This is a genomic window from Dethiothermospora halolimnae (assembly GCF_037577855.1).
Taxonomy (GTDB): Bacteria; Bacillota; Clostridia; order Tissierellales; family VENL01; genus Dethiothermospora; species Dethiothermospora halolimnae.
The window spans coordinates 18,802-31,965 of sequence record NZ_JBAKFX010000046.1 but is presented as its reverse complement, the minus strand read 5'-3'; the positions used below and the strand labels follow the sequence as shown (position 1 = coordinate 31,965).

The 13,164-nt window shown below is 30.1% G+C and carries 17 protein-coding genes; all 17 read left to right on the top strand.

Features of this window, described 5'->3' with window-relative positions:
• A partial coding sequence (locus tag V6137_RS15705) for a TlpA family protein disulfide reductase (protein WP_425448905.1) occupies positions 1 to 203 on the top strand: 203 nt, incomplete at its 5' end.
• 57 nt (positions 204 to 260) lie between these two features.
• A complete protein-coding gene (locus V6137_RS15700) occupies positions 261 to 455 on the top strand; it encodes a hypothetical protein (RefSeq protein WP_425448904.1) in 195 nt (64 codons plus the stop codon).
• A 159-nt stretch (positions 456 to 614) separates the two neighbouring features.
• Entirely contained in the window at positions 615 to 1,961 is a 1,347-nt protein-coding gene (locus V6137_RS15695; protein WP_425448903.1) for a hypothetical protein, read from the top strand.
• Between the two features lie 251 nt (positions 1,962 to 2,212).
• Entirely contained in the window at positions 2,213 to 3,289 is a 1,077-nt protein-coding gene (locus V6137_RS15690) for a uroporphyrinogen decarboxylase family protein (RefSeq protein ID WP_425448902.1), read from the top strand.
• Positions 3,290 to 3,332: 43 nt separating this feature from the next.
• Positions 3,333 to 4,631, top strand: coding sequence for a Na+/H+ antiporter NhaC family protein (locus V6137_RS15685; protein ID WP_425448901.1), 1,299 nt, complete (start codon positions 3,333 to 3,335; stop codon positions 4,629 to 4,631).
• A 16-nt stretch (positions 4,632 to 4,647) separates the two neighbouring features.
• The gene (locus tag V6137_RS15680) at positions 4,648 to 4,776 is read left to right on the top strand and encodes a hypothetical protein (protein ID WP_425448900.1); all 129 of its coding nucleotides are present in this window, start codon (positions 4,648 to 4,650) and stop codon (positions 4,774 to 4,776) included.
• The gene (locus V6137_RS15675) at positions 4,760 to 6,070 is read left to right on the top strand and encodes a putative DNA modification/repair radical SAM protein (protein WP_425448899.1); all 1,311 of its coding nucleotides are present in this window, start codon (positions 4,760 to 4,762) and stop codon (positions 6,068 to 6,070) included. The genes V6137_RS15680 and V6137_RS15675 overlap by 17 nt, the downstream gene beginning before the upstream one ends.
• Positions 6,070 to 6,807: a TIGR03915 family putative DNA repair protein gene (locus V6137_RS15670; protein ID WP_425448898.1), complete on the top strand. Its 738-nt coding sequence runs from the start codon at positions 6,070 to 6,072 to the stop codon at positions 6,805 to 6,807. The genes V6137_RS15675 and V6137_RS15670 overlap by 1 nt, the downstream gene beginning before the upstream one ends.
• Positions 6,808 to 6,993: 186 nt before the next feature.
• Positions 6,994 to 7,368: a PH domain-containing protein gene (locus V6137_RS15665; RefSeq protein WP_425448897.1), complete on the top strand. Its 375-nt coding sequence runs from the start codon at positions 6,994 to 6,996 to the stop codon at positions 7,366 to 7,368.
• Positions 7,369 to 7,425: 57 nt separating this feature from the next.
• Positions 7,426 to 7,920 (top strand): GNAT family N-acetyltransferase, encoded by a 495-nt coding sequence (locus V6137_RS15660; protein ID WP_425448896.1) that lies wholly within the window; start codon positions 7,426 to 7,428, stop codon positions 7,918 to 7,920.
• Between the two features lie 48 nt (positions 7,921 to 7,968).
• The gene (locus tag V6137_RS15655) at positions 7,969 to 8,127 is read left to right on the top strand and encodes a hypothetical protein (protein WP_425448895.1); all 159 of its coding nucleotides are present in this window, start codon (positions 7,969 to 7,971) and stop codon (positions 8,125 to 8,127) included.
• Positions 8,128 to 8,150: 23 nt separating this feature from the next.
• Positions 8,151 to 9,407, top strand: a complete 1,257-nt coding sequence (locus V6137_RS15650) for an MFS transporter (protein ID WP_425448894.1) — start codon at positions 8,151 to 8,153, stop codon at positions 9,405 to 9,407.
• A gap of 101 nt (positions 9,408 to 9,508) precedes the next feature.
• Positions 9,509 to 9,784: a hypothetical protein gene (locus V6137_RS15645; protein ID WP_425448893.1), complete on the top strand. Its 276-nt coding sequence runs from the start codon at positions 9,509 to 9,511 to the stop codon at positions 9,782 to 9,784.
• A 349-nt stretch (positions 9,785 to 10,133) separates the two neighbouring features.
• A complete protein-coding gene (locus V6137_RS15640; protein ID WP_425448892.1) occupies positions 10,134 to 10,865 on the top strand; it encodes a class I SAM-dependent methyltransferase in 732 nt (243 codons plus the stop codon).
• 121 nt (positions 10,866 to 10,986) lie between these two features.
• Entirely contained in the window at positions 10,987 to 11,613 is a 627-nt protein-coding gene (gene yqeK / locus V6137_RS15635; protein ID WP_425448891.1) for a bis(5'-nucleosyl)-tetraphosphatase (symmetrical) YqeK, read from the top strand.
• A 185-nt stretch (positions 11,614 to 11,798) separates the two neighbouring features.
• Positions 11,799 to 12,638 (top strand): class I SAM-dependent methyltransferase, encoded by an 840-nt coding sequence (locus V6137_RS15630; RefSeq protein ID WP_425448890.1) that lies wholly within the window; start codon positions 11,799 to 11,801, stop codon positions 12,636 to 12,638.
• Between the two features lie 15 nt (positions 12,639 to 12,653).
• Positions 12,654 to 13,142 (top strand): GNAT family N-acetyltransferase, encoded by a 489-nt coding sequence (locus V6137_RS15625; RefSeq protein ID WP_425448889.1) that lies wholly within the window; start codon positions 12,654 to 12,656, stop codon positions 13,140 to 13,142.
• Positions 13,143 to 13,164: the final 22 nt, after the last annotated feature.

Below are 13,164 nucleotides of genomic sequence, written 5' to 3'. Positions count from 1 at the left end.
ATAAGTTTATAAAAGATAAGGATATACCATTTGAGTATTATTTTATAACAGAAGAAGAGCTAGATAAAAAAATAGGAGTAGGTAGTATACCATTAAGTTTTGTAATTGATAAAGAGGGCAATGTAAAGATGGGTAAAAATGGATGGAGTAGTGATAAGTCCTTCCAAAAAGAATTAATTGAAAAGGTTAATTCATTTAACTAGGTAATAATTTTTAGGTGGGGAATGCTAGGAAAATAAATTTAAATAGAGGTATGTAAAATGAAGAATAAGAAAGTAGTAGTTTTATTTTTAGCAGTTGTAACAATGTTAATGGTTGTTGGTAATGTGGCTTTTGCTACACATGTTTTTTATGAGGAAAGACCTGAAGGTGGACAAACTTGTAAATATAAAATAACTTGTACTTCATACGATGAAGAGGATTGCACTGAAACAAAACTATACTGTTGGGATTAAAGTAAATTTACTTTTAAATAATATATCCGTAAAGTAAGAAAATAAATAAATTGTCTAGCATTCCCCATTTATTAATATAAGTTTTAAAAAGTAAAATTATTATTGGTTAGAATAAAGAATTAGATTGATAGATTGCACATTTTAGGAAGGGAGAAGATAATGAAGAAAAAACTATTGTTAACACTATCTGTATTTCTAATATTAAATTTAATTGGATGTAGTAAGGATAATGAGAACACTTTAAATAAAAAGGTTAAAGAGAACAAAAGAGAAATTGCTATAGCAATGAGGGATAAAAGAATTAATTCAGTTCTAAGTTTATACAAACAAACTTTTGAATTTGATAATGATATAAAAGTAAAATTTGATAAAATAAAAGCTCCTACTTATGAAGAATACTTAAAAAAGCTAAACATAAAGTTATATTTAGAGGATGGACCTACATTAATATTGATTGGAAGATGGAGAAATACATATAAAAAGTATGTAGACCAAGGGGTGGCATTAGAAGTTGCTGACAATATTCCTAATATAGAAAAATTATATGATGGGTTTAAAAATGATAAGATGTATTATGTTCCCATAGGAATGGATTATACTCCTATTACACTAAATAAAAAGCATTTAGATGACTTGAGAGTAAAGGAATCTAAGTTAAATTGGACAAAAGAAGATTATATAAATATAAAGAATAAGTGGTTAGAACTACAACCAAGAATATTCAGTTATAGGGAATACTTGGATATAGTTAAATATCCCCTTAATAATTTAAGAATATTTAATAAAAGTATGGAGAAAGTAAAAATAAATACAAATGAAATAAAAGCATATATTCATAATGCCAAGAAACAGATATACTCAGGTAACTATGATTTAAAACGGGAGCATAAATACGAAAAATATAGTAAGTACTATGAATATAAGAGGGACGAAGAGGTTCAAAATTTACGAGAATTTAATAAAGCTGTTATGATATGCGATATAGATGATAGATTATTAAGTTTAAAAGGGAGTGAAAGTGGTTTAAAATTTAGAGAAATGTATTTTGAGAATCCAAAAGGAATAGTTTTATTACCAGATGTTATGAGGAATGACTATCAAATAGATACATGGGGATTTATAGTTAATAGAAACGGGAAAAATACTGACCTAGGATATAAGTTCATAAATGGACTTTTAGAAGAGGAACAACAAATTAATATCTATAGAGAAATAGGTGAAGACTTTCCGGTCATTAAAGGCATTGAAGAAGAAATAAAAGAGATAGAAAAAGAAAGAAAAATAGAAGATAGATTTATAAAACTAAAGGAATACATATTAGACAAATTTAATAAAGGAGAATATAAAGTCTATAATAGTCAAGATAGTAAAAAAGTAGAGTTTTATGAGATGTTAGAAGAAGATCTAGTTAAAATTATATTTGATGAAAAGGAATACTTTGATGAGGAGTTAAGTAGAAAGTTACAAAAATTAGAGGATAAGTATAATATGTGGTTGACGGAATAGACTTTTAAATCGGAGGAGAGTTGAGAAGGGAGAGAGGAGAGATAATGTAGGACTAGGCATGCCTAGTCCATTTTTAGAGCCATAAAATAAGAAAGATAAGTAAGCCAAAGAATTTTCTTTGGCTTTGATTTGCTTTAGTATTAATAAATTCTATAACCAATAAATTTTGTATTAAAATTATCAATTTGTTTACTTCATCAATCTATTATAGAATTTTTTTGGTGATAGCAAGTAATATAAGGAGGTTTATAATGAATGATATTTATAAAGTAGATAAAATGACACCAAAGGAGAGGATGGAAGCTTTTAGTAAAGGTGAAGAAATAGACAGAATTCCATGTTCACCTTTTTTGGGAGAGAGTTGTGCCCCTATATTTGGACACACAATAAGGGAATATAATCATTCTGTTGAGGCTATAGTGGATGTAGCCATTGGCAGTTTTAAAAAATTTAGACCGGATAGTATAGGCCTTGGGCCGGGATTACAGGGAATACCAGAGGCCATGGGTACTAAATTAGTATTTCCAGAAAACAATACTCCCCATATAAGTGAACCAGCCATTAAAGATTATACAGAGATTGGAAAACTAAGACCTATTGACCCTTATAAAGATGGAAGAATAGCATATTTTTTAAAAGCACTTAAGATAACAAATAAGAAACTAGGTCATGAAGTTGGTGTTGGAACCTCAATGGGAGGACCTTTTACTACAGCGGCTTTTTTGAGGGGAACTGAAAACTTTCTAAAGGATTTAAGGAAGAATCCTAAAAAGGCCCATGAACTTTTAGAAATTTCCACTGAAAGTGTTATAAGATATATAGATGCAGTAAGTAAACTAGGTTTAAGTGCAAGTATAGCAGAACCTGTTGCATCTAATACAATGATTAGTGGAAAAAGATTTAGAGAGTTTGCAAAGCCTTATCTTAAAAAATGTATGGATAGAATTATAGAAAAATGTGGAAGTCCAACTACTTTACATATTTGCGGTACAACTAAAAGGATATGGCCGGATATGGTTGATATAGGGATAGGAAATTTAAGTCTAGATAATATAGATGATATAGGGGAACTAAAGGAGGCCTTTGGAGATAAGGTTTGTTTAATAGGAAATGTTGATCCCGTCAATACAATATTTATGGGGACGAGAGATGATATATACAAAGAAGCAAAGGCATGTATCAAAAAGGCATATGATAGTCCAAAGGGATATATATTAAGTACTGGATGTGATGTGCCTATTGGAACGGACCCAGATAAAATAGTAGCACTTATGGATGCAGCGAGAATATATGGCAAATATCCTATTGATATAAAAAATTTAGTATAATTTATAGTAATCAAATAAAAAACTAAAGAAAAGAGGAGATAAAATGACAGATAAAAAAACAAAAAAAGGTAACCCATTGGCACTATTCCCATTATTGGTGTTTTTGATTCTTTTTATAGGAACAGGAATTGTAACTGGAGACTTTTATAAAATGCCAGTTATAGTAGCCTTTACAATAGCGGCAGCTACGGCACTATTGATGAATAGAAAAGAAAGTATGGATAAAAAAGTAGAAATATTTTGTAAAGGTGCAGGAGAAACGAATGTTATATTAATGATTATGATTTTGCTATTAGCAGGTGGATTTGGAGAAGTAGCTAGACAGATGGGAGGGGTAGAATCCACAGTAAATCTGGGCCTATCCTTTTTACCCCAAAATCTATTGATAGTAGGATTATTTTTTATAGGATGTTTAATTTCTTTATCAATGGGAACATCAATGGGAACTATTGTGGCCTTAGCTCCTATTGCAGTGGGAATTTCACAAAATACAGGAATACCAGTTCCATTATCACTGGGAGCTGTTGTAGGGGGAGGAATGTTTGGGGACAATCTATCAATGATTTCAGATTCCACAATAGCAGCTGTTAGAACCCAAGGATGTAAAATGTCAGATAAGTTTAAGATGAATTTTATTATAGTACTTCCAGCGGCAATAATAACAATTGTTATATTAGCCATATTAACACCTAGTGGACAAGCTACAGTAATAAAAGAATATCCATATGAAATAGTAAAAATATTACCCTATATAGGAGTTCTAGTGGCAGCTTTATTAGGCCTAAATGTAATGGCAGTGCTAGCCGGAGGAATTATTTTCTCAGGTATTATTGGAATGGCATATGGTAGCTTTGGTGTATATGGTTTTTTTCAGGCTATAGCAAAAGGTATGGGAGAGTTACAGGACTTATCTATTACTATAGTAATAATAGGTGGAACAGTGGAACTTATAAAATATAATGGTGGTATTGATTACCTACTAAGCTTGATAACTAAAAATATAAAAACTAGAAAAGGAGCCCAATTTGGTATAGCTGGTCTTGTTAGTTTAGTTGATTTAAGTACAGCAAACAATACCATATCTATATTAATGGCAGGACCTCTAGCAAAGGATATCTCTGAAGAGTATGACATTGACCCAAGGAGAACAGCCAGTTTATTAGATATATTTGCTTCTACTTGTCAAGGCATAGTACCCTACGGTGCTCAGTTATTGGTTGCAGCAGGGGTTGCATCTATAACTCCCGTTGCTATAATGAAGTATTTACATTATCCTATACTTGCAGGGGTATTCGCCATACTTTCTATATTAATAGGATTCCCTAGGGCGAAAAAAAGATAATAAAGAATTAAAGTAAATGGGTATAGAAACTTCTATACCTATTTTTTTACATAAAGAAGGAACATATGTTTGTACAAATAAAAGTTATATGGTAAAATGGAATCATAATACAACAGGAGTTGATTATGTTGGATATTTTAAATAAATTAAAAATACTAGCCGATGCTGCTAAGTATGATGTATCATGTTCATCAAGTGGTAGTTCAAGAAAAAGTAAAAAAGGTAAGGTTGGAAGTACCCAGCTAAGTGGTATTTGTCATAGTTGGTCCGCTGATGGTAGATGTATATCCCTTTTAAAAATATTATTTACCAATGATTGTATATATGACTGTGCCTACTGTGTAAATAGGTCGGGAAATGATGTTTCTAGGGCTACATTCACTCCCGATGAAGTTGCTAATTTAACAATTAATTTTTATAGAAGAAATTATATAGAAGGATTATTTTTAAGTTCAGCAGTATATAAAAATCCCAATTATACTATGGAATTATTACTTGATACGGTTAAAAAACTTAGGACTGTACATAATTTTAATGGTTATATTCATATTAAGGCAATACCTGGGGCTGATCTTAATCTTATTTCAGAAGCGGGAAAACTTGTGGATAGGATGAGTGTGAATATAGAGCTTCCTTCAAGTAATGGACTTAAGCTTTTAGCACCCCAAAAGAAAAAAGAATCTATAATAAAACCAATGGGGTTTATAACATCAAAGATATCCCAGAGATCTGAAGAGAGAAGGTTATATAGAAGTGCGCCAAACTTTGTTCCCGCTGGACAGAGTACCCAATTGATGGTAGGAGCCACAGAAGATCAGGATTTAAAGATATTAAATCTTTCCGAGGCATTATATGATAAGTTTAAGCTAAAAAGGGTATATTATTCTGCCTATGTTCCAGTTTCTAATCATCGTAATTTACCTGCTATATCCTCACCCCCCTTATTAAGGGAACATAGACTATATCAAGCCGATTGGTTATTAAGATTTTATGGCTTTAAGTCAAATGAATTATTAAATGATGTAAATCCAAATTTTGATATAAATTTAGATCCCAAATGTGATTGGGCAATAAGAAACTTAAATTTATTTCCCATAGAGATAAATAAAGCTGACTATCAAATGCTTCTCCGTATACCAGGAGTTGGAGTTAAATCTGCAAGAAAAATTATTACAGCGAGACGTATGACTTCTTTAGATTATGATGATTTAAAAAAGATGGGTATAGTTTTGAAAAGGGCGAAATATTTTATAACTTGTAAGGGAAAATACTATGGAGAAAAGAAAATAAACCAAGAAGTTATAAAACAAAAGATAATTATGGAAAGCAGTAAAAAAACTAAAAATATATCTAGAGGGGAACAGCTTTCATTGTTTTCTCTTTATCCTAACCTGCTACCCACTGAGGACATATTTACTAGAGTAACGGGGGAATTTTAATGGTACAATATATTTATGATGGTAGTTTTGACGGGTTATTGACTGCAATCTATGATTCATACTATCGAAGAGAGGTTCCTGAAAAAATTCATAGTGAAAAAAGCTATCAAAAAAATTTATTGCTTGGAGAGGTACATATCAAAACTGATAAAAATAAAGCTGAAAAAGTATATAAATCTATCCAAAGTAAAATATCTAATCAAGCCTTAAAAAATGTGTTTTATGTTTTTCTTTCAGAAGTAGAGAATGGAGGAAAGTATATATATGATTATTTGAGATTTGGATGGAAAGTTGGAAAAGAAGTAAACAATTATTTATCCGATGACAGGGTATTGAGGATACACAAGATATGTAAGAAAATTAATCGGGAAAGACATCTACTACTGGGATTAACACGATTTAGACAACTTAAAGGGGATATTTATTATGCTCCAATTGAACCTACCTATAATATAATTGGTCTTTTAGCTGACCATTTTGTAGATAGGTTATCAGACCAAAATTGGGTTATACATGATGTAAAAAGGAAAATTGGAGTGGTATATAATAGGGAAAAATGGATTATTAGAGATATAACATTGGATAGGGAAATTATATTAAGTGAAAGTGAAGAAATTTATCAAAAGTTATGGAAAAAATACTTTGAAAGTATAGTTATAAAGGAAAAAATAAATCCCAAATTACAAAAACAAAATATGCCTATGAAATATTGGCATTATCTTATTGAAAAAGAATAAGATAGCATAAATATGGGGGTTTATAATATGAACTAAACAGTACTTGAAAGATTTATAATACGAACTAAACAGTTGCTGGGGGATTCGTAATCCCCCAGTTTATTTTAATATTATAAAGGGAAAAATTAAAAAAAGAAGAATTAATAGTATATAGATTAATATAAAAATATAAGGAGATGATTAAAGATGGGATTTTTAAATGGACTTTTAGGTAACGCATCGGAAATAAGCATTGAAAAGATAGAAAAGGAGTTTGAGGAAATAATAATATATGGAGAAAATATAGAAAAGGCATATAAGCTGATAAGGGACTTATTTATATTTACAAATAAAAGATTAATAATTATGGATAAGCAGGGAGTAACAGGTAAAAAAGTTGAATATCACTCTATTCCCTATAGTAAGATAACCCATTTTAGTGTTGAGTCTGCTGGACACTTTGACTTAGATGCAGAATTAAAGATATGGATATCAGGAACACAAATGCCGATACAAAAACAATTCAAAGGGGATACAAATGTCTATGAGGTTCAGAGAACCTTAGGAAGATATGTATTATAAAGCATGAAGTAAGAAATAGCCAAAGGAAAAATGATTAAATAAAGGGGGGATAATATGGTGGAGGTTAAACTTATAAAAGCAGTAGAGGAAGACAGATATTTTATAGCAGAGGTATGTAGGGAGACTATACCTTTATATAATGAAATTTCACCGGGTTTCTTTGAAGAACAAGCTGAAATATTTGAGAAGCAATTACCAGAGGGGTATGACATATACATAATAAATCATGGAGAAGAAAAAGTAGGGTTTTTAATTACCAAGAAGGTGGATAAAGATATTGTATATATTGTAATGCTTTATTTATTGCCTAAGTATTATCGTAAGGGGATTGGAAGCACTACCTTAAAATCAATAGAAGAGAGTGTAAGGAAAGATGAGATAAATAATATAGTATTATTAGCTGATAATAAGGCCCATTGGGCAAAATCCTTTTATCTTAAAAATAATTATAATATAATCGGTGAAAGTTCTGAAGAAGTTAAAAATTTTAAGGGTGGTATATTAGGTCCATACTATATAGAAGGAACTATTCTTATGCATAAAGAATTATAGAGGTGAAAAAAGTGGTCTTAGTACCACTTTTAAATTTCGGATGTTGTTATGATAGGAGATTTATGGGAAACTGATATATCTGGAGCAGTTAAATTAGGGATTAAATCTATATGGTTTAATAGAAGAAATGAAACTAACTTTGATGGAGATATAGCGGAAATAATTTATAAACCCAATGACTTAATTGAAAAACTTAATTTGACCTAAATACTTATCAGGGAGAGAGCGAAATGAGTGAAAGTATTAAAAAGGAATTAGATTCTAAAAATAATCTAGATAAAAGACAAAAGAAATTATGGAATAAAAATTTTTTTCTACTTTGGCAGGGACAACTTGTTTCTAGTTTTGGAGATAGTGTTTATAATATAGCCTTAGGGTTTTGGATATTAGCAAAGACTGGCTCCACAGGATTGATGGGAGGTTTAATGGCGGCTTCAACTATTCCTAGGGTATTTATTTCTCCTTTTGCTGGAACATTTGTTGATAGACATAATAGAAAAGTGATTTTGATAGTATCAGATATTATTCGAGGGCTAGCTATTACACTTTTAGGAGTTGCTTCCTATAAAGGAATTGTCCAGATGTGGATGGTATTAATAGGAGGAGTTATATTGGGGATATGCGGATCATTCTTTGGACCAGCAGTTCAATCTTCTATTCCAGATATAGTGCCTAAAGATAAGTTAGTTAAGGCTAACTCTGCTTTTTCGATGTTGGGGACTGGGACAGGTATGTTGGGAAAGTTATCAGGAGGGTACCTATTTCAGATATTAGGTGCACCATTTATGTTTTTAATTAATGGACTATCTTTTATTTTTTCGGCCTTTACAGAGATGTTTATAAAGGTTCCAAACACAAAGAAAGAAAGCTCAAAAATTACATTTATGAGTGATATGAAGTCTGGATTTCAATTTGTTAGAAAATCTAAAGGAATAAAAAACCTTTATATAACAGTAGCTTTTTTAAATTTTTTTGGAACAATCAGTATAACATTGTTACTGCCGTTTTTTAATGAAAAAATATATCTTGGGGCAGGACTCTACGGTATGGCGATGACTTTTTCGGTGGCCGGAATGTTTGTAGGTTTTTCTATGTTATCAATTATAAATATATTAAATAGATTTAGAATGTTTATATTAGGAGGATTAATTAGCGCAGGAGCTATGGTGATATTGCCATTTATGCCCAATGTATTTTTTATTTGTATATTATTATTTATAAATGGGCTTGCTGTTTCAGTTGTAAATTCTATACTTCAATCAAGCATGCAAGCATTTGTCCCAGGAGAGATGCGGGGAAAAGTTTTCGGTTTTAAAAAGACATTAGGGACATCCCTTATCCCAATGGGAATGGCTACTGGAGGTTTAATGGCAGAGATAATACCAATAGGTTTTGTTATGTCAGGGAGCTTTATTATAGTTTTTATGCTTTTTTGTTATCTATACTTTGTGGGAGCTGTAAAGAACTTGATACAATATAACAAATAGCAATGATAAAAAAATAGAATTACATACTTTAATTTAATCACCTAAAAATTACCTAGTTTTTATTTATGTGTTTAGCAAAAGATAAATATGAGGTGATTTTAGTGAAAAATAAAAATTTAAAAAATAACAAAAAGGCTATAAAAGACAATGACGATAATCTTTTTAATGAAATGTCCTATGAACTTGCTGGAGATATAGGAGCCATTGATAATGATGAAATGGTAAATAATCGAAAACTGGTAACAGGAAAAAATAATAATGATAATATTTTTACTGAAATGGCATCTGAATTTGCAGGACCTAGAGGAAGTATAGACAGTGAAGATATGGTGAACAATCCTAAAAGGAGAAATGTAAGGAATGATAAGAATAAATAAGGAAGACATTAGTCTCTTCCCAGAGCATTTAGAAACCCACGATTTCAAATCGTGGGTTTCTAAATGCTCTGGGAAGTTAAAGTGAAGTGAATTTTATTATTAATAAAAAAGAAGGGGAGAAATAACATTAGTAGAATTATATATTAATTGTATATTTTGTTTTTAAAATAAAAATACATAAGGGGGGGAGGGTATTAATGGAACAAGTATTGATTAAAAATAAACCTTAGCTACGGAAAAAAGGAACGAATTGCTTAGAGCTTATTTAAAAGTGCCATATTTTACAAAATATAAATGATCACAACTAATATATAATTATACTGTTTAAGTATAGTTTGGGGGCTTATAAATGAATAGAATAAATCAAATTCTAGGTAAATATTCAGTAGGAAGAGTATTAGATTTGGGATGTGGAAGGGGTCCTTTCATATCGATATTAAAAGAAAATCTTAAGGGATATAAAGAAATAATAGGTATAGATACAAATGAAGAGATGCTGAAAATAGCAAAGGAAAATCATACGGAAGAAAATATTAAGTTTTTGAATATAGATGGAAATTCTATGGATTTTGAAGATAATAGCTTTGACGTTGTATGTATATCAAATTCTTTACATCATGTTCCTAATCAAAGGGAAATATTAGATGAAATGAATAGAGTGCTTAAACCAAAAGGATTATTTATCATACAGGAGATGTTTTGTGATAACCAATCAAAAAAACAATTATCTCATGTTAAATTACATCATTTGAATGCTGAAATTGATATTATAGAAGGAAGATATCATAATAAGACATATAAAAAACAGGAAATAGTTGATATAGCCAAAGATTTAGGACTACAAATAATTGAGATGACAGAACATAATACCCATAAAGAACAAGAAAAGAGAGTTAGTCCAAAGGAAGAAAGGGAAACTTTAGATAGCATTTTTAATAATTTTAGTGAAAAAATTGAAACCATGAAAGAACACTCAAAGTATCAATATTTAATAGACTCTTTAAATAAAATAAAAGATGATCAATATGATGTAGGATTTTTTACAGCCACTGAGTTATTAATTGTTTGTAGAAAAGAGTGAAATAGAAAAAAATAACGATGATTTATCATCGTTATTTTTTTACTTATAAATTAGTACATATGTTATAATTAGGAATATACATGCTAATTTCAGAATATAACAAAAATTATGGAGGATACATATGAACATTAATTTAAAAGAATTTATAAAAGATTTCAATTTTGCTGGAGACATTAAAGAAGATAGTATTAAACTATTAGCAAAATATCAATGTTCTATAACTTTAGAACACTCATTAAGGGTAGCCAAAAAGTGTGAAGAGCTAGCAGGAATGTTTGGAGTAAATAAAAAATCTGCTAAAATAGCTGGGTATTTACATGATATCAGTGTAATAGTTCCAAATGATAAAAAGCTAGAGTTATGTAGAGCATTGGGAATAAAGATACTGGAAGAAGAAGAGCAGTTCCCTATGATACTTCATCAAAAGCTATCAAAGGTGATAGCAAAGGAAATGTTCAACATAGATGATATAAATATACTTAATGCTATTGAGTGTCATACAACCCTTAGGGCTAATGGAACTAAGTTAGATATGATATTATTTATATCAGATAAATTAGAATGGGATCAAAAAGATATACCACCTTATTTAGAAGAGGTCAAAATGGGTCTAGATAAATCCTTGGAATCAGGTGTTTTTAATTATATTAGATATATGTGGAATAATAGGACAAGTCTTAAGGTAATACATCCTTGGTTAAGGGAAGCTTACTTTTTTTATAGTGGAGAGTTGAGAGGGGAGAATTGAAAGTTATGTAGGAACTGGGCAAACCCAGTTCACCGCCCTATGAAGAGGCGGTGAACGAACAGACAAGAATTATAGGAAATAAGTAATCTGAAAAACAACCAATACATAAGGATGTAAAATAGGGTCTAGACATGCCTAGACCCTAGATTTTATAGAATATAATATATTATACGAGGTGAGATAATATGACATATGAAAAAGTAAAAAAAGAATTAAATGAAACTTGGGATAAAGTTGCATCTAACTTTGGTAAAATAGGACCTAAATATTGGAATCAGTTTGGTAGTAGGCTCGTTGAACTGGCAGATATAAGAAAGAATGGCATAGTATTAGATATAGGAATGGGTAGAGGTGCATCTCTATTTCCTGCATCAAAGCAAGTTGGAGATAATGGAATGATTATTGGAATAGATTTATCAGAAGGTATGGTGAAAGAAACTGCTAAAGAAATAAAAGAAAAAAATATAAAAAATGCTGAAGTTATAAAGATGGATGCAGGAAAATTAGACTTTGATGATAATTATTTTGACTACGTTATTTGTGGATTTGGTTTCCCTTATTTATATATTGAAGACAATAAATTATCTAATATATCGAAGATATTAAAAAAAGATGGACAAGTTGCCTTTAGTGTTTGGGGAACTCAAGAAGATAATAGCTGGATTTCTGGACTAATAGGTAGACATTTGGATACAAAACCTAAAGATAATAAAGATGAAAAAGAGAAAAAAGAAGAATCAGATACTCCACGATTAGATACCAAAGAAGGTATAGAAGAAGTACTTAGTAAAGCTGGATTTAAAGATATAAGATTATATGAAGAAGATAAAGACATTATATATAAAGATAAAGAGGAATGGTGGAATGAAATGTGGTCAAATGCAGTAAGACGTTTATTTGAAAAAATAGATAATGATAAACTAAAAGAATTAAAAGAGGAAGCCCTTGAAGAACTTGAAAATTATAGAAATAATAAAGGAATATGTTTTAAAAGAAAAGTTCTATATTGCTTAGCTAGGAAATAGAAAGAGGAGATTAATATGAATTTTAACTTTGTGCCTATGAATAAAGAGTACGCAAATGAAATAGCTTTTAACTGGAAGTATGAAGGGCTGTATTCATTTTATGACATGACTGGGGATGAAGAAGATTTAGAATTATTTTTAGATGAAAATAATTGGAAAGAAAAATACTTTGGAGTCTTAGATGATAAAGGACATGTAGTAGGGTTTTATTCCTATAGTTTTGATGAAGATATTATGTGGGTAGGATTTGGATTAAAGCCTAATTTAACAGGGAATGGTATAGGATTAGAATTTGTCATGGATGGTATTAATTTTGGACTAGACCATTTTAACTATGATAAAAAATATATAATGCTGGCAGTGGCTAAATTTAATAAAAGAGCTATAAAGGTATATGAAAGACTAGGATTTGAAATCATAGAGGAATATATTCAGGAAACTAATGGTGGAGAATATCCATTTGTAAAGATGAAAAAAGATTTAAGTGATAACTACAATCAATGATATCAATGAACTAACAATAGGA